Origin of the sequence: Micrococcoides hystricis (assembly GCF_042434215.1) — a bacterium.
Classification (GTDB): domain Bacteria; phylum Actinomycetota; class Actinomycetes; order Actinomycetales; family Micrococcaceae; genus Micrococcoides; species Micrococcoides hystricis.
The window spans coordinates 191,905-208,441 of record NZ_JBHLUB010000031.1 but is presented as its reverse complement, the minus strand read 5'-3'; the positions used below and the strand labels follow the sequence as shown (position 1 = coordinate 208,441).

Sequence of the window (16,537 nt, the reverse complement as noted above, 5' to 3'; positions counted from 1 at the left end):
GAAGTTCAACTTGTTGCGAGCGCTGACCTCTTTCGGGCAGTAGGAAAACCCCTCTTGACTTATACCCCCGGGGGTATATATAGTTGAGGTAATTCCTCCAAGAGAAGACCACATCGGAAGGGTGCTACCGCGATGCTATTGGAACGTTTTTACGATGAAGACCTCGCTCAAGCCAGCTACATGATCGGCTGCCAGGCCAAGGGAGAGGCGCTGGTCATTGACGCTCGGCGCGACATTGCCCCTTACCTGAAGCTCGCCGAAGAGCAAGGCATGAAGATTACCGCCGTGACGGAAACCCACATTCACGCCGACTATCTCTCCGGTACCCGCGAACTGGCTGCGGCCACCGGCGCAGAGATCTACATCTCTGGTGAAGGCGGCAAGGATTGGACCTACGGCTTTGAGGGCACCATCTTGAAAGATGGCGACTCCTTCAACTTGGGCAACATCAAGATTCAAGCGGTCCACACCCCCGGCCACACCCCAGAACATATGTCCTTCCTGGTGACCGATGGGGCCTTCACCGATACCCCGGGCTACATGTTCACCGGTGACTTCGTGTTCGTCGGTGACTTGGGCCGGCCAGACCTGCTTGATGAAGCGGCAGGATTCGTTGATACCCGCTTTGCCGGGGCTCGCGATCTCTTCAAGTCGCTGAAGGAAAAGTTTGTCGATCTGCCGGATCACGTCCAGATCCACCCGGCTCACGGTGCCGGCTCGGCCTGCGGTAAGGCTCTCGGCTCGATCCCATCCTCCACCGTTGGTTACGAGCGTCTCTACGCTTGGTGGGCCAAGTACATCGACAATGATGACGAACAAGGTTTCATCGATGAACTGCTCGACGGTCAGCCTGAGGCTCACTCCTACTTTGCACGCATGAAGACCCAGAACAAGGTGGGTCCAGCCGTCATGGGTGAGCGCAAGCCACTGGAGGAGGTTCCAGCCGAGAAACTGGCCAAGGACCTCGACTCCGGTTTTGTTGATCTGCTGGATACCCGCGACCATCACGAGGTTCGCGAAGGTACCGTCCCCGGCGCGATTGCCGTACCGGGCACCGGCAAGACCGCGACCTTCGCCGCGTGGATCATTGATCCTGAGGCTGAGGACTACAAGCCCATGGTTGTTCTAGCCCAGGATCAAGATGACGCCATGCGTATTTGGGATCACCTAGTACGGGTCGGCATTGACGATGTAGTCGGCTACGTAGAGTCCTTGGACGGCCTGAAGGTGGAGCCGGTCAAGACCGTGAAACCGGAAGACTTGGCTGACTTCGACAAGTCCATGGTGCTCGACGTTCGCGCCAAGACCGAATACGCCGAAGGCAACATCCCTGAAGCCCACCAGCTGCACTCCTCCCAGGTGCTGTGGAAGCTGGAGCAGCTGCCTCCGAAAGACACCAAAGACCCAATCGTCATCCACTGCCAGTCGATGGCACGGTCCATGGCCGTTGGCTCGGCGCTTCGCCGAGCAGGCTATGACGTGGTGGAGCTGGAAGGCGCCTACCCAGCTTGGGAGAAGGCTGTCGGAGCCAACCAGTAATCCTGCACAACCACATCAAAAGTTATTGACAAATATTAATTAGAGAACTGAAGAGGCCGCCGCCACCATGGAACCCATTTTCATCCTTGTCCTTGCATTGTCCGCATTGATCGGGGTGACCCTAGGACTCCTTGGTGGCGGCGGCTCTATTTTGACGGTGCCACTGCTGGTGTACGTGGCCGGATTCGGGGAAAAGGAAGCAATCGCCGCTTCCCTGTTCATCGTTGGCACCACCTCAATCGTCGCAACAATCGGCCACGCCAGAAATCGGCGTGTGCAATGGCGCACCGGGCTCATCTTCGGTGCAGCCTCCATGATCGGGGCCTTCGCCGGTGGGTGGATCGGCGGCTACGTCCCCGGAAATATCCTGCTCATCCTCTTTGCCATCATGATGCTGGCCACCTCTATCGCCATGATCCGGGGGCGCAAGAAACCCAAAGTGCTAGCCAGCGCGGAAACCACTGATGCACCCGTGGCGCCACGGTCGCTACCGTTGGGACGCATTCTGCTTGATGGCGGGGTGGTCGGATTAGCCACCGGCATGGTCGGCGCCGGCGGTGGCTTCCTAGTCGTCCCGGCCCTGAACCTGCTCGGTGGACTACCCATGGCGGTGGCCGTAGGCACCTCCTTGCTGGTGATCGTCATGAAGTCGTTCGCCGGGCTCTCGGGATACCTTTTCTCGGTGCAGCTGGATTGGACACCCGTTCTCGCCATTACCGGTATGGCCATTCTCGGTTCCTTTGCCGGCGCAGCCTTGGCCGGGAAGATCAACGAGACCAAGTTGCGCAAGATTTTCGGCTACTTTGTGCTCGTCATGGGTGTCTTTGTGCTCGGCCAGGAGCTGATTGCCCTCATTTAGGTGACACGATCGTCGCGATTGGGCGCCGATGGCATAGGCTTGTGTGGTGATCATGGCAAGAAAACGTAGCGCCACCACCAATGGCTCATCTCCGTACGCGATTCGCGTTGACGCAAAGACCATTCAGCGTCTAAAAAATCACTCCGGTGACCTCTCCTCTGCAGTGCTGCAGCAGTTAGATTCTTCGCTGAGCTGGTACCGCCAACTCCGCCCGGACGATCGCTCGGCTCTCGGCCTGATGGCACAAAAGGGCATCTCATCCTTCATCAACTGGCTCCAACGCCCCACCACGAGCCTGAAATGGGTTCTCACCGACATCTTCGGTTCCGCCCCAGCGGAGATGACCCGAGCAATTTCCCTACAAAACGCCTTGCAGCTGATCCGCACCGTTGTTGACGTGGTGGAAACCAAAGTCCCCGAACTGGTGGGCGAAGCTGACGGGGCCCTGCTCCGCGATGCTGTGTTGCGATACTCGCGAGAAGTCGCGTTCGCCGCCGCCGACGTGTACGCCCGCGCCGCCGAATCACGGGGTGCCTGGGACTCTCGGCTCGAAGCACTTGTTGTTGACGCGGTCTTACGCGATGAACCCGAACACGAGCTGCGTTCCCGCGCCGCAGCGGTCGGATTCGGTGCCACCGACAATATCGCTGTCGTCATTGGCGGGATCGACCCCCAAGCCAACTCGGCCCAATTGGCTGAGATCCGCCGGTTCGCCTCCGGCTACGCAAGCGACATCCTGCTTGGCAGCCACGGCGACAGGCTCATCCTGCTGGCCGGCGGCATTGAGGAACCAAACACGTTTTTCCTACGGGTCGGCGAACTCTTCGGTCCCGGCCCCGTCGTCTACGGGCCCATGGTCGACTCACTCGCCCGCACCCCCACCTCAGCCCAGGCCGCGCTAGCCGCCTTGGATGCGTGCAAGGCATGGCCCGGAGCCCCACGCCCAGTGGCGGCCGCAGACTTGCTTCCCGAACGCGCCATGAATGGCGATGAGGTGGCCAAACGCGAACTCGAGGAGCTGATCTATCAGCCACTGGTTGCTGCCACTAATGGGCTGCTCGAAACCTTGAGCACCTACTTGGATTTGGGCCATTCACTGGAAGCCACCGCTCGTGAACTGTTCGTCCACGCCAACACCGTTCGATACCGGCTTCGCCGCGTGTGCGACCTGACCGGCTGGGACCCGCTGGTCCCCCGCGAAGCCTTCGTCCTGCAAACCGGACTCGTGGTCGGACGGCTGCTCGCAACGGACCCCAACCCCGCCTAGTTTGTAGAACCCCTACAAAGGCTCGAGCAGAGCTTAGTAAGCAAATCAGCGCTGCTTTTACCCCGAACTTTGGAAAGCTTGAAGAGTGTTAGCAATCGTCTGCCCTGGACAGGGCTCTCAAACCCCCGGATTCCTCACCCCGTGGCTTGAACTGCCCGGCCTGAAGGATCAACTGCAGGCTCTCTCCGAGCAGGCAGGTGTCGACCTGATCACGCACGGAACCACCTCCGATGAAGAAACGATCAAAGACACCGCAGTCGCCCAGCCGCTCATTGTTGCCGCAGGTCTGCTCGCCGCAACAGCGCTCAAACTCGATCAACTCCCGGCCGACGCCCCGGTGATCTACGCCGGACACTCTGTCGGTGAAATCACGGCGGCCGCACTCACCGGTGTTCTCGAACCGGAAGCTGCCATGCGCTTTGTACGCACCCGCGCCACCGGCATGGCAGACGCTTCGAACGCAACCCCGACCGGAATGTCCGCTGTTCTCGGCGGCGACGCTGAGGATGTCTTGGCCGCCATTGCCGCCGCCGAGCTGACCCCGGCCAACGTCAATGGTGGTGGCCAGATCGTCGCGGCAGGTGCACTCGACAAACTCGCCGCTTTCGCCGAGAACCCACCGGCGAAGACCCGGGTCATCCCCCTGAAGGTCGCTGGCGCTTTCCACACGGACTACATGGCTTCGGCGCAGCCGGCCCTGGCTGAGCTGGCCCAGCAACTGAGCCCGCAGGATCCGCAGGCAACGCTGCTGTCGAACTTCGACGGGCAGCCAGTCTCCTCCGGTACCGCGGTCGTCGAATCGTTGGTCGCTCAGGTCGCTCGCCCGGTGCGTTGGGATGCCTGCATGGAGACCTTGCTCGAAAACTCCGTCAACGGCATCCTAGAATTGACTCCAGCTGGCACCTTGGTCGGTCTAGCCAAGCGCGGTATGCGCGGGGTCAAGGGCTTCGCGTTGAAGACCCCGGATGACCTGTCCGCCGCACAAGAATTCATTGCCGAGCACACGGCAGCTCACTAATACGCGCACGCGTACCGAAGAGAGAAACACAACCAATGTCCCATGCCCCACTGACTACCACTGTGCCGAATCCATATTCGGAGATCATCGCGATGGGTGCGTACCGCCCCACCGAGATCGTCGATAACGAGATGATCTGCCAGTGGATCGATTCCTCTGACGAATGGATTCAGCAACGCACCGGTATCGCCACCCGCCACCGCGCGGATCAAGACACAACCGTGGTGTCCATGGCCGTAGCTGCCGGTGAGGAAGCTCTTCAGAAAGCCGGGCTGGACGCCAAGGACCTTGACGCGGTCATCATCTCGACCGTCACCTTCCCGTATGCCACGCCATCAGCTGCCGCTCTGGTCGCCGCTGAACTGGGCTGCAACAAGATCCCAGCCTTCGACATCTCCGCTGCCTGCGCCGGCTACTGCTACGGCATTGCCGAAGCAGACGCGCTGGTGCGCTCCGGTGCGGCCAAGCACGTCTTGGTGGTCGGCGTGGAGAAGCTCTCCGACTTCATCGACAACACCGAGCGCACCATCTCCTTCATCTTGGGTGACGGCGCCGGCGCCGCCATTGTCTCCGCGTCTGAAACGGCAGGAATCGGCGCCTCGATCTGGGGTTCTGACGGTGAGCGCTGGGACGCAGTCGGCATGGACATGTCCCTGACCGAAGCCCGGGACGCGCTGAACGCCGCCTACATTGACGGCGACACCACCGCCGCCACCGAGTCCAAGAAGTGGCCGACCCTGCGCCAGGACGGACCTGCGGTGTTCCGCTGGGCTGTGTGGCAGATGGCTAAGAAGGCCCAAGAGGCTCTCGATGCGGCCGGTGTGAAGGCCGAAGACCTAGCAGCCTTCGTGCCACATCAGGCCAACATGCGTATCATCGATGAGATGGTCAAGCAGCTGAAGCTGCCTGAGTCTGTCATGGTCGCCCGTGACATTCGTACCGCGGGGAACACCTCCGCGGCCTCCATCCCGCTGGCGATGCATCGCCTGCTGGAAGAGAACCCGGAGCTCTCCGGTGGTCTCGCCCTACAAATTGGTTTTGGTGCCGGCCTTGTGTACGGTGCCCAAGTGGTACGGATGCCATAAGGCACACCACCACGTGCGGCCGGCAGTTGGCAGCACACCCACCTAATAAGAGTCAGAAATATTTCCTGACCCGGAGTTGAAAGGAAGCCCCATGGCTGACAAGAACGAAATCCTGGCCGGTTTGGCTGAAATCGTCAACGAAGAGACCGGCATCGAGACCGAAGAGGTCCAGCTGGAAAAGACCTTCACCGAAGACCTGGACATCGACTCGATCTCCATGATGACCATCGTGGTCAACGCTGAAGAGAAGTTCGATGTGCGCATCCCAGATGAGGAAGTCAAGAACCTCAAGACTGTGAACGACGCTGTCGAGTTCATCGCCAACGCACAGAACTAACGCATTTCCCCGCACCACCTGCATCAGGTGAGCGCGGGCTCCGGGTTTGCTGCGTGGCTTCTTCGACCACTTGGGTGGAAGAAGCCACGTGAGCACACACCCACCAACCCAAGACTTTTCTTTCCACCAGAGCTATTCCTCAGACAAGGAATCTTGAACAATGAGCCGTAAAGCCGTTATTACCGGCCTTGGTGCCACCACCCCCACCGGTGGAGATGTGCCAACATTCTGGCAGAACTCTCTGCAGGGAGTTTCCGGTGCCCGCCCTATGGAATACGACTGGGTGGAAAAATATGAACTTCCGGTCACCTTTGCTGCCACCGCCGCGGTCCCTGCCGCTGAAGTATTGAAAAAAGTTGAGACCAAACGCATGGACCCGTCCACGCAGTTTGGTGTCATCGCCGCCCGCGAAGCCGTCGCCGACTCCGGTCTGGACCTAGACGATATCGATAAGGACCGATTCGCCGTGGCCATGGCCACCGGCATTGGCGGTGTCTGGACGCTGCTGGATGCGTGGGACACCTTGCGCGAGCGTGGTCCACGCCGGGTCTTGCCCATGACTGTGCCCATGCTGATGCCCAATGGTCCGGCCGCCGCTGTCAGCCTTGACCTAGGCGCCCGTGCCGGTTCCTTCACCCCTGTCTCGGCTTGTGCTTCCGGCACGGAGGCCCTAGGCAACGCGCTGGAGCTTATCCGGTCCGGGAAAGCAGATATCGTGGTCTGCGGTGGCGCAGAAGCTGCGATTCACCCACTGCCGATCGGTGCTTTCGCCGCCATGCAGGCTCTGTCGAAACGCAACGACGACCCTGAGCACGCTTCCCGCCCGTACGACATTGACCGTGACGGTTTCGTCATTGGTGAGGGTGCTGGCGCGCTGATCATCGAATCAGAGGAACATGCCAAGGCTCGCGGGGCACGCATTTACGCCGAACTCGCCGGAACCGCCGTGACCTCCGACGCTCACCACATCACCGCACCTGATCCGGACGGTCTGGGTGCCACCCGCGCCTTGAAGGGTGCGTTGGAAGACGCTGGTGTGGCTCCAACGGATGTTGTGCACGTCAACGCGCACGCCACCTCCACCCCGGTGGGCGACATCCCCGAGTACACCGCTATGCGGGCCGCTTTCGGGGACCATGTTGAGAACATCAAGGTGTCCGCGACCAAGTCGCAGACCGGTCACCTCTTGGGCGCCTCCGGTGCCATTGAGGCGGTCTTGACGGTCAAGGCGCTCTACGAGCGCACAGCTCCGTTGACGATCAACTTGGAGAACCAGGATCCGCAGATCCCGCTGGATGTTGTGACGTCCCGGACCGATTTCGGTACCGGTGATTTGGTCGCCGTGTCGAACTCGTTCGGTTTTGGTGGCCACAACGCTGTGGGAGTCTTCCGCAGCTACTAAGAATCAGGTTTCAAGCGCACCTTGAAAACATAAGATCGGCCCCACCAGTGGAGGAAACTCCGGTGGGGCCGATCTTGTTTTTGTGTTCAGTGCTTGGCGCTGAAGCGCTACCCGACTTGGTGTAGCCAGCGTACGGGGGCGCCTTCACCGGCGAGCCGGAATGGCTCAAGCTCTTCGTCCCAGGCTTCGCCGAGTGCCAGAGAGAGTTCACGGTAGACCAAGGCTGGGTCACCTGCGGCTTGTTCGTAGGCGTAGCGGATCCGGTCTTCGGAGACCATGATGTTGCCGTGCACGTCTGTGGTGGCATGGAAGATCCCCAGTTCAGGGGTATACGAATAGCGCGCCCCGTCAGCGCCGGCGCTGGGCTCTTCGACGACTTCGAAGCGTAGGTGTACCCAGTTGTGAATGGCTGAGGCGATTTTGGCGGCAGAACCTTGTGGCCCGCGCCAGAGTACTTCGGCACGAACCATTCCGGGCATGGCCGGCTGGTCGATCCATTCGAACTTGGTGTGTTCGACGTTGACAGCAGACAGTGCCCATTCCAAATGACTGCACAGCGCTGCCGTTGCGGAGTGAATGTACAACACCCCGCGCGTGGTGACGTTCTCCATGCTTTCCTCCAATGACTTGCTAAGGACGTCTTCCCCAACGCCTTGGCTCATGTGAAGGTGGCATGCTGTGCCTGTAGATCCAGTTCTCAACCTCTATTGTGCACCACTGGCACGAGTTTTCGCTATCAGGCACGCGGGTGTGCCTGCTGGTAGCTTTCGCGGAGACGATCGATAGAGACATGGGTGTACAACTGGGTGGTTTGCAGGGAGGCATGTCCGAGCACTTCTTGTACCGAACGGATGTCCGCTCCCCCGTCCAGCAAGTGGGTCGCTGCGCTGTGTCGCAAAGCGTGTGGGCCGCGGGCGGCCGTGTCCGGTATCTGCTCGAGGATCCTATCTACTTGTTCCCGCACGACACGCTGATTGATCCGCCTGCCCTGTGCCCCCACGAAACATGCCGATGTTTCTGGTCTAGCCACAGTGTGCCGGAGATCTAGCCAGTTGCGTAACGCTTTCACAGCTGGCACACCGATAGGCACAATCCGTTCCTTGTCGCCTTTACCCCGCACCCGGATGAGCTGCTGACTGAAATCGATGTGCTGGGTGTCCAAACCGGTGAGTTCACCGACACGGATGCCGGCGCCGTAGAGGACTTCGAACATTGCCAGATCCCGAGCTGCGAGCGCTCGTTCAACAGAGCCATCCTCCGTCTCGTCGAATCTGTGGTTGGCCAGCTGAAAGAACTGTTCGACCTGTTTGGCTGACAGGACGGTGGGCAGCTGTTGGTTTTGCTTGGGGCTGGCTAAGCGAAGTGCCGGGTTTGCTTCAAGATACTCGCGGTCTACGCACCACTGCAGGAAAGTCCGTGCCGCAGAGACCTTGCGGGCAATCGTTTTACTTGCTGCCCCGGCTTGTTGCACGGTGGCGAGCCACTGACGCAGAGAGTTCAGTGAGCACCCTGACACCTCTGGAACTTTGTGTTGACGGTGGAACTCTGCGCAGTCTTGTAAGTCGGCGACGTAGGCCTTGATCGTATTGGGGCTTCGGTTGAGTTCATGGGCTAGATAACGCGCGTAGGCATCGATGAGTTCATCCCAGCTTTTTCGCGTTGTCATGCTGCTCCCTTGAATGGCTTGTCCGGCCTGTGCTGCGCCAGAGCTGATCGCGCTCTACGGCGTAACCACTTGCTGCTAATTGTGTCAGAATCGCGAGGATCTGGTGCACAGGCAGCCCGGTCCGGTCCACAATGCCATCAATGCCGACGTGTTTACTTACCGGCAGGCAGGCCAGCACCATCAATTCCGTCAGGTCTAGGCTTTCTTCGTGCTGCTCGGCTTGGGTGACGGTGACATCTAGTAGGCGTTGGACGTCTTCTGCGCGGTAGATCAGCTCTGTTGGGGTCTCTTGGATCAGTCGGTGGCACCCCGCTGAACTGGTTGCGAAAACGCTACCGGGTACTGCCGCCACAGTGCGCCCAAGGTTCAGTCCGTGGTGGGCGGTGTTGAGGGCACCGGAACGGTGTTGGGCCTCAACCACGACGATCAAGGACGAGAGTGCGGCGATGATTCTGTTGCGGGAGAGGAAGCGATATCTGCTCGGCGGCCGGCCAGGGAGCACTTCACTGATGACCGCTCCGTTTTGAGCGATACGCCGCAGCAGATCGCGATTACCGGCAGGATAGTACCGGTCAATGCCGCCTGCCAGGACTGCGATTGTTCTCGACCCGTTACGGGTGCTTTTCCCGCCCCTGGGGTTAGCACTGGTTCGCAGGGCGGCGTGGTGGCTGGCGGCGTCTATGCCGTAGGCTCCACCGCTGGTGACGTGATGACCAGCTCGGATGATCATGCCAACAAGATCTTCGGCCACAGCCGTTCCGTACGGTGTTGCGGCACGGGCGCCGACGACCGCTACCTGATGCTCGTTCAGGATCTCCGGATCGCCACGGACCCATAGCAACACAGGTTGGTCGGCTCCCAAGTCGGCCAATTGTTGTGGCCAGCGTGGGTCTTCCGGGATCAGGAGGGCGGCGTCTACGCCCCGCATAATTGCGTGCGCCTCGGAATCGGCAAGGGTAGTAATACGTTTGTTCCAGCGACGCAACGCAGCTTGCACGGTCGCGGCGAAGCTCCGCTGGGGCATCACGGCACCGTGATCATGTAGAACTTTGCTGAGTCGATGCTCGTTGAGGCTGGTATCGGTGACCAGACGGTGGGCTTGTTCTGGGCCGAGATGGTGGATCAGCTGCATGCCGATCCAGTCTTCCGGTTCAATAATGTGGGCGAGCTCCACCCGGATTCTACGCAGTGGTTCTAGGTCGGGCCGTAGATCGGCCGGATAACAGGTGGTCATTATGCAAGTCCTTGATTGGATGTTCAGCTCAGCTGATGCTGATACTCACATGATGGCCAGATGCGACCAATACACCCTTGCTATGGCGTTCTCACGGGGATCACGGAGCGCTGTAGCAAGGGTGTGGATCGGCACCAGTCGTGTCGGATCAGTCCACGGGTCGGTAATAGATGGTGTCCCGCGACCCTGCAGTGTTGATATGGGTTTGGGTGCCGGGAACGATGTCCGTGTTGTGCGCAGCGACAGTGATCCAACCGTCCTCTTGTCGTTCTAAAACGAACGTGAAGATTCCCTCCCGAGCATCCGCTGGCTCTCCTGTCGGCGACACCTGGCCAACGAGCCGCCATTTGCTGAGCACCGTAGCTGCCACGCCGCCCATGATGCGGATCCGTGGCTCGCCCATGGTGATCGTGGAGCCGGGGAAGATGTCGGTGAAGCCGAACGCGTGGGACTTCCGGATCTGGTCGCGGTCGTGCCACCAAAGCCCCACCACGTTTACGAATTCTGCATCTTCTGCAAAGAGTGCCGCCAGGGCGTCAGCATCCGCAGCGTTCCAAGACTCTTCCCATCCACGGATGACATCTTCTGGTTTTTCCAACATGATCGTCTTTCTCCAATCAGAACGCGTACGCGGCTTCCCGTTCCATCTGCATCTGCGAGTACGATTTTGTGTTCGCAATGAGGTCTTCGCCGAGCCGTTCTAGGCGCATGGCAATGTCATCGTTGGCGATTTCACCGCGGAACACGTCCTTGGCTTCAACAAACACGTAGTTCTGCAGCAGGTGCCCCTTCATGTAGGACAAGATTGGGCGCAGGTGGTGTTCACCTACCAAATAGTGTTTGGCTGTTCCTGCGGTCATGATCATCCCGACGACCTTATCTTGCAGGCCATCTGCCGGCAGCAGATCTAGGACGTTCTTCAAAGTGCCGGGGATGGAGGCTTGGAAGGTGGGGCTGCCAAAGATGATGGCGTCTGCTGCCATGAGCTTCTCGGCTACCGACCGGGTGTCTCCGGTGTAGTCCAGGTAGTGACGACCGTCGGCGAATTGCACCTCGTACTCGGCGAGGTCTACCAGTTCGGTTTCGATCGTTGGATCTTGTTTCTGGATGGCTTGGAGGGTGTAGTTCAGGGCTGAGCGGGTCGTGCGACCCACGATGGAGCCGGATAGTCCTACGATTTTCATGCCTGTGTCTTCTCCTTCTTGGCGGTGTACTTCTTAACCGCCGGGATGACTTCTTCACCGATCAACTCGATGTTCTTCATGACGTTCTTGTACGGCACCCCACCAAAGTCGATCTGCCCGTAGAAGCGCTGGTGCCCATACGCTTCATGCTGGTAAAGAATCTTCTCGATCACTTCTTGCGGGCTTCCGATATTGACGATGCTGCGTGGGTCGGCTGACTGGGCGAACAGCTGCTTAGACATGCCCCGCCCATTGGTGCGAATCATGCCTTCGTTCACATGCGGGTACAGTTCCCGGAGCGCCTCTTGGGTGGAATCTGCCACGTAGAGGAAGCCCGCCGTGGCAACCGGCAACGTAGCCGGGTCGTGACCACCATGTTCGGCCGCGTGCCGGTACGCATCGATGGTCTGCTGGAAAGCCGCTACCGGGCCGCCCAAGTGTGCCATCACCATTGGGGCACCCGCTAGTCCTGCCTTGATGGCGCTGCCCGGTGCGCCGCCGACTGCGCGCCAGATGGGCAGCGAACCACGCTGTGGGCGTGGAAGCACCTGGGCGTCTTTCAGTTCGGCACGGAACTGGCCCTTCCAATTCACGACTTCTTCACGGTTGATCTGCAGCAGCAGATCAAACTTCTCTTCGAAGAGTTCCTCATAGTCTCGAACGTCGTAGCCCAGCAGCTCGAACAGTCCGATGCGGGAGGCTCGACCTGCCACGACTTCTGCCCGACCTTCCGAAAGCAGGTCCAAGGTCGCGAAGTTCTCGTAGACCCGGACTGGGTCGGAGGTACTCAGAATCGTTGATGTGCTGGAGATACGAATCTTGCTGGTTCCCTCAGCAATGGCGCCGAGAATCACCGCATGTGCTTGGGAGGCAAAGTACTCTTGGTGGCTCTCCCCTACGCTGAAGACATCAAAGCCAGCTTGCTCAGCGGCTTTGGCATAGTCAACAAATTCACGGATTCGTTCACCGGCGCTGACGCGTTCACCCGTGTGCGGGTTTGGCAGGTGGTCCCCCAACGTATACATACCAAATTGCAGACCGTCTGCTGGGTTGATGTGAAAATCGGCCATGCTGTTCGCCTGTGTAATCATAAGTTCTTCTCCGTGTGATCATCGCTGTCGGGGCCGGGCTTATCCTCTTCAGGTGCTAGGCCAATGGGCGCTTCTTTGGTCAGGCTGTTCTTGTGGACCTTGCGCATGAGCGTATAAAGCTGTTTCTGCTCATCTTCGGTGAGCACATCCGTGAACATTGAAGCTTGCAAAGCAATCTGTCCCGGATAGACCTTTGCTAAGAGCTCTTCACCAGCGTCGGTGAGGGAAATGTATTTGGTCTTCCACTCTTGTGTTCGACGGATCAGTCCGAGTTCTTCCAACCGGCTGAGCATGCGAGAGACTCCCCCGTGGCTGATAGTCAATCCGGCCGCTAGGTCACTTTGAGTGATCGGCTGGCCCGCCTGGATCTGCGTCAGAGCTTCGAACTGCCCAACGCTCAAGCCCGCTTGGGACAAGAAATCGTTCGAAACACAGTTGCTGCGTTGCACGAACCTGAGCATGCGAAGCCAGATTCTGACACCGATTGGCCGGTCTTGCATGAACCCTCCGTCTCGCTTTACCTATCAAGTGATACTTCACTTTACCACTCAAGTGAGAATTCGACTAATCGCTCCACAAAGACACCGCCTCTATTCGTGGACGGCGAAGGCTGAGCTAAGTAGGAAGTAGAATTCAAGCCGGGCTGACGGGTTGTCTTCGCTTCGTTCGGCTTTTGCCGAGTCGAGCAGGCTAGGACCCGTCAATGCCTCGCTTTCCACTGAGCAACCGTCAGAAGTTCATCCGCAAAGTAAATGCGGCATCGACACACCCCATGTCCGGCATCTCGATGCCGCGCAGATCTGCCAAGGTCCACGCGATCCGGATAACTCGTAGATATCCCCTCGCAGTGAGTAAGCCGCGCTCGAGGTGGCGGTCGAGGTTCCTACGTGTCGAGGCGGGTAGCTTGAGCGCTCCTGTTGCCAACAGCATGTCTATTTCGGAGTTCAATTCATACCCGAACTCTTGAAGTCGAGCACGTTGACGCTGCCGAGCAGCGTTGACACGGGCCGCAATCGTAGCTGATGTCTCGTGCTCAGAGCTTTGCCCTAGATTCTCGGCTTTGACCGGCTCAACGCGCACTTGAAGATCAATTCGATCCAGTAATGGTGCTGATAACCGGGTGTTGTATCGGTGGCGCTGCTGCGGTGTACACCGGCACTGTGCACTGGGGTTGTAACCGCAGGGACAGGGGTTTGCTGCCATGATCAGCTGAAAGTCGCACGGATAATCTATCGTTGCTCCGGCCCGCATGACCGTGACTTTCTTCGCTTCCAGTGGCTGCCGCAGTGCCTCAAGTGTGTCCCGTTTGAACTCGGGAGCTTCGTCAAGGAAGAGGACACCGCGGTGTGCTTGAGTGATAGCCCCGGGCGGCGCGCTAGGACGACCAGCGCCAATGATGGCACTGGTGCTTGCATGATGGTGTGGGTCAACAAACGGCGGTGTTGTCCGGAGGCCTTCGATGGTGCCTTCTGTACGCCATAGAGAGGCGATCGCTGTAGCTTCCAAGGCTTCATCTACGCTCAACGCCGGCAGAATGGTGGGTAGACGTTGGGCCAGTAGAGTCTTGCCAGCGCCGGGCGGCCCAACGAGAAGTAGGTGATGTCGTCCGGCCGCTGCGACTTCTAGCGCGAAACGAGCTTGGGCTTGGCCTGAAACTTGGCTCATATCGAGCACAGCTCGGTCAGAAACCTCACGTCTTTCAGCAGGAGTCAGCTTCTGTCCTACAGCTGGTTCAGGCAGACTGATTCTGGGATCGTCGAGAAAGTCGTTGAGGACTTCACTCAGATGGTTATAGCCCTTGACCGTGATCCCAGTGACCAAGCCTGCTTCTGCAGCGTTATCAGCAGCCACCACCGCCTGAGTGAGACCATTGTCGCGAGCTGCAAGCAGCATAGGCAGGATTCCCCGGACGGGCTTCACCGTACCGTCCAGTCCGAGCTCTGCGGCGAAAAAAGTACGCTCTGCGCCAATGAGCAGTTCAGACTTGTCGAAGATGCTCATCAGGATAGCTAGGTCGAAGTGTGCGCCGGCTTTAGGGGTGTTAGCAGGTGCAAGGTTCACGGTGATGCGTTGGGGCGGCAAGGGTAGTCCGACGGACTTGGCTGCCGCACGGATTCTGTCTCGGCATTCTTGGACCGCTTTATCCGCCAGACCCAAAATAATGAAGTTGGGTACTGCCCCACCAATATCGGTTTCGACCGTAACAGGGAAAGCTGTGACGCCGTGGAGTGTGGCCGAGTGACTGAGCCCAATACGGTGTGTGGATGGTGCGCTCATGCGACGTCAATTCCACGCTGATGGGAGAGTTCCAGCCCGTGTTCGGTAAAGACAATGCCGATGACATCAATGCGCTGTGGAACATGCCGGTCAAGGAACCCATACTTGTGTTGTTGTTTCTTGCGCCAGTAGGCCGCAAGCCGACAAAGTCGTTTGAACTTGGGTTCAGTGATCGCTTCCAAGGGGTGACCGAAGTCCAAACCCGTGCGTGCCTTAACTTCGACGAACACCAGGTGGTCCTCACCGTAACCGACGAGGTCGATCTCTCCTGACCGGCACGTCCAGTTTTGGTCCAAGATTCGATAGTGCAGGGCTTGCAAGTAGTTTGCCGCAATGAACTCTCCGCACCGACCCAACCGCTGCCGGTGGGACTGTTCCGGGATCCGGAGCCGCATTTGTTCTTGAGTCATGGTTTCCTCCCTGAGCCTAGAGTGTGCTCACTTCTGGGCAGGGAGAATTCACGTCCTGACAAGAGCGCCGTAAGAAACGGCCCTCGTTGTTGCGTGTGGAAGAGTGGCGGGTATCTAAGGGCTAGTTGTTGGGTCCTATGTGATCGGGCAGATTCGCATGAACCAACTCTTCGACGTTCACATCGGCAAAGGTCCGCACCGAAACGTTCTTTACGAAGCGGCTGGTGCGGTAAATGTCCCAGACCCAAGCGTCGACAAGGTCGACCTGAAAGTAGGTTGACTGGCCCTGAGTCTTGGTCTCGACTGACACCTGGTTCGCCAGGTAGAAACGCCGTTCAGTCTCGACAACGTATTTGAAAAGAGAAATGACGTCACGATATTCGCGGTAGAGTCCGAGTTCGATCTCGGCTTCATACTGTTCGAGTTCTTCCGCGCTCATGTCTTCACTCTTCCTCGTGGGTGGACAAAATTTTACTCAGCCAACTGTGTCGGTGGTGGATGGTTGGACCCAATGTTTGGATCGCGGCGCGGTGCGCGCCTGAACCATAGCCCTTGTTTTGTTTCCAACCATACTCCGGGAACTGTTCATCCAAACAGCTCAGTAAGTGATCCCGTTCGACTTTCGCGAGGATCGACGCGGCCGCAACTGAAAGACATTTCAGATCCCCTTTCAGCACCGTGCTCACCGGCGGACAATTCTCCACATACTCATGGTCGTACCCTGCGGAGAACAGGTCAATCACCGGGCTCAACCAGTCGTGACTCCCGTCCAAAAGAATCCGGGCCGGCATGAGTTTCTCTGCCGTGGCCTGCCGCAGTGCACGGTGTCCAGCCAACCGGAGGGCCACCGTGATCCCGTAGTCGTCGATCTCTATTGCGGTAGCGTGTCCTACTCCCCAACCGCGGGCCCAGGACTTGATCGGCTCGACCAACTCCTCCCGGTGTTTCTGGCTCAGGAGTTTGGAATCTCTCACACCGGCGAGTTCACTCGCTGTGATGGGGTCAACGATGACGCAGCCTACGGTGACATTCCCAGCGAGGGCACCACGTCCCACTTCATCAAACCCAGCGATCAAAGTATTCGATGTGCCGTTGCTACGGTGTTGGGCAGCCCACGTTCGCTCCAGCGACAGGTCCGGGACAACAACAGCGCTCTTGATAGTCATGG

General features: G+C 58.8%; 18 protein-coding genes. 7 read left to right on the top strand and 11 right to left on the bottom strand.

All coding sequences use genetic code 11. The features are described from left to right. Positions 1 to 132 precede the first annotated feature (132 nt). From ACFFFR_RS10080 to fabF, 7 genes are all read left to right on the top strand, one after another. A complete protein-coding gene (locus ACFFFR_RS10080; RefSeq protein ID WP_377460096.1) occupies positions 133 to 1,539 on the top strand; it encodes an MBL fold metallo-hydrolase in 1,407 nt (468 codons plus the stop codon). 67 nt (positions 1,540 to 1,606) lie between these two features. Beyond that, entirely contained in the window at positions 1,607 to 2,398 is a 792-nt protein-coding gene (locus ACFFFR_RS10075; protein WP_377460094.1) for a sulfite exporter TauE/SafE family protein, read from the top strand. A gap of 52 nt (positions 2,399 to 2,450) precedes the next feature. Beyond that, positions 2,451 to 3,665 carry a PucR family transcriptional regulator gene (locus ACFFFR_RS10070; RefSeq protein WP_377460093.1) on the top strand — a complete coding sequence of 405 codons (1,215 nt, stop codon included), beginning with the start codon at positions 2,451 to 2,453 and terminating at the stop codon, positions 3,663 to 3,665. A gap of 85 nt (positions 3,666 to 3,750) precedes the next feature. Further along, positions 3,751 to 4,683: an ACP S-malonyltransferase gene (locus ACFFFR_RS10065; RefSeq protein ID WP_377460091.1), complete on the top strand. Its 933-nt coding sequence runs from the start codon at positions 3,751 to 3,753 to the stop codon at positions 4,681 to 4,683. 35 nt (positions 4,684 to 4,718) lie between these two features. Further along, positions 4,719 to 5,768, top strand: a complete 1,050-nt coding sequence (locus tag ACFFFR_RS10060) for a beta-ketoacyl-ACP synthase III (protein ID WP_377460089.1) — start codon at positions 4,719 to 4,721, stop codon at positions 5,766 to 5,768. Between the two features lie 91 nt (positions 5,769 to 5,859). Next, on the top strand, positions 5,860 to 6,105 hold the full coding sequence (locus tag ACFFFR_RS10055) for an acyl carrier protein (RefSeq protein ID WP_377460087.1): 246 nt from the start codon (positions 5,860 to 5,862) through the stop codon (positions 6,103 to 6,105). A 160-nt stretch (positions 6,106 to 6,265) separates the two neighbouring features. Next, entirely contained in the window at positions 6,266 to 7,507 is a 1,242-nt protein-coding gene (fabF, locus tag ACFFFR_RS10050) for a beta-ketoacyl-ACP synthase II (RefSeq protein ID WP_377460085.1), read from the top strand. A gap of 107 nt (positions 7,508 to 7,614) precedes the next feature. Here the strand turns inward: fabF and ACFFFR_RS10045 are convergent, their stop codons facing one another. From ACFFFR_RS10045 to rnhB, 11 genes are all read right to left on the bottom strand, one after another. Further along, entirely contained in the window at positions 7,615 to 8,118 is a 504-nt protein-coding gene (locus ACFFFR_RS10045; RefSeq protein WP_377460083.1) for a DUF3145 domain-containing protein, read from the bottom strand. 125 nt (positions 8,119 to 8,243) lie between these two features. After that, entirely contained in the window at positions 8,244 to 9,173 is a 930-nt protein-coding gene (locus tag ACFFFR_RS10040) for a tyrosine recombinase XerC (protein ID WP_377460081.1), read from the bottom strand. Continuing rightward, positions 9,148 to 10,407 (bottom strand): DNA-processing protein DprA, encoded by a 1,260-nt coding sequence (gene dprA / locus ACFFFR_RS10035; RefSeq protein ID WP_377460079.1) that lies wholly within the window; start codon positions 10,405 to 10,407, stop codon positions 9,148 to 9,150. The genes ACFFFR_RS10040 and dprA overlap by 26 nt, the downstream gene beginning before the upstream one ends. A gap of 148 nt (positions 10,408 to 10,555) precedes the next feature. Continuing rightward, complete coding sequence (locus tag ACFFFR_RS10030; RefSeq protein ID WP_377460077.1) at positions 10,556 to 11,008, bottom strand: YybH family protein; 453 nt, start codon at positions 11,006 to 11,008, stop codon at positions 10,556 to 10,558. Between the two features lie 16 nt (positions 11,009 to 11,024). Then, positions 11,025 to 11,591 carry an NADPH-dependent FMN reductase gene (locus ACFFFR_RS10025; RefSeq protein WP_377460075.1) on the bottom strand — a complete coding sequence of 189 codons (567 nt, stop codon included), beginning with the start codon at positions 11,589 to 11,591 and terminating at the stop codon, positions 11,025 to 11,027. Beyond that, complete coding sequence (locus ACFFFR_RS10020; protein WP_377460073.1) at positions 11,588 to 12,661, bottom strand: LLM class flavin-dependent oxidoreductase; 1,074 nt, start codon at positions 12,659 to 12,661, stop codon at positions 11,588 to 11,590. The genes ACFFFR_RS10025 and ACFFFR_RS10020 overlap by 4 nt, the downstream gene beginning before the upstream one ends. A gap of 17 nt (positions 12,662 to 12,678) precedes the next feature. Then, positions 12,679 to 13,182, bottom strand: coding sequence for a MarR family winged helix-turn-helix transcriptional regulator (locus ACFFFR_RS10015; RefSeq protein ID WP_377460071.1), 504 nt, complete (start codon positions 13,180 to 13,182; stop codon positions 12,679 to 12,681). Positions 13,183 to 13,411: 229 nt separating this feature from the next. Next, positions 13,412 to 14,959, bottom strand: a complete 1,548-nt coding sequence (locus ACFFFR_RS10010; protein ID WP_377460069.1) for a YifB family Mg chelatase-like AAA ATPase — start codon at positions 14,957 to 14,959, stop codon at positions 13,412 to 13,414. After that, on the bottom strand, positions 14,956 to 15,369 hold the full coding sequence (locus tag ACFFFR_RS10005; protein ID WP_377460067.1) for a YraN family protein: 414 nt from the start codon (positions 15,367 to 15,369) through the stop codon (positions 14,956 to 14,958). Before ACFFFR_RS10005 ends, ACFFFR_RS10010 begins: the two co-directional genes overlap by 4 nt. 121 nt (positions 15,370 to 15,490) lie before the next feature. Continuing rightward, positions 15,491 to 15,808 (bottom strand): DUF2469 domain-containing protein, encoded by a 318-nt coding sequence (locus ACFFFR_RS10000; protein WP_377460065.1) that lies wholly within the window; start codon positions 15,806 to 15,808, stop codon positions 15,491 to 15,493. 4 nt (positions 15,809 to 15,812) lie between these two features. Further along, positions 15,813 to 16,535, bottom strand: coding sequence for a ribonuclease HII (gene rnhB / locus ACFFFR_RS09995; RefSeq protein ID WP_377460063.1), 723 nt, complete (start codon positions 16,533 to 16,535; stop codon positions 15,813 to 15,815). Positions 16,536 to 16,537 lie beyond the last annotated feature (2 nt).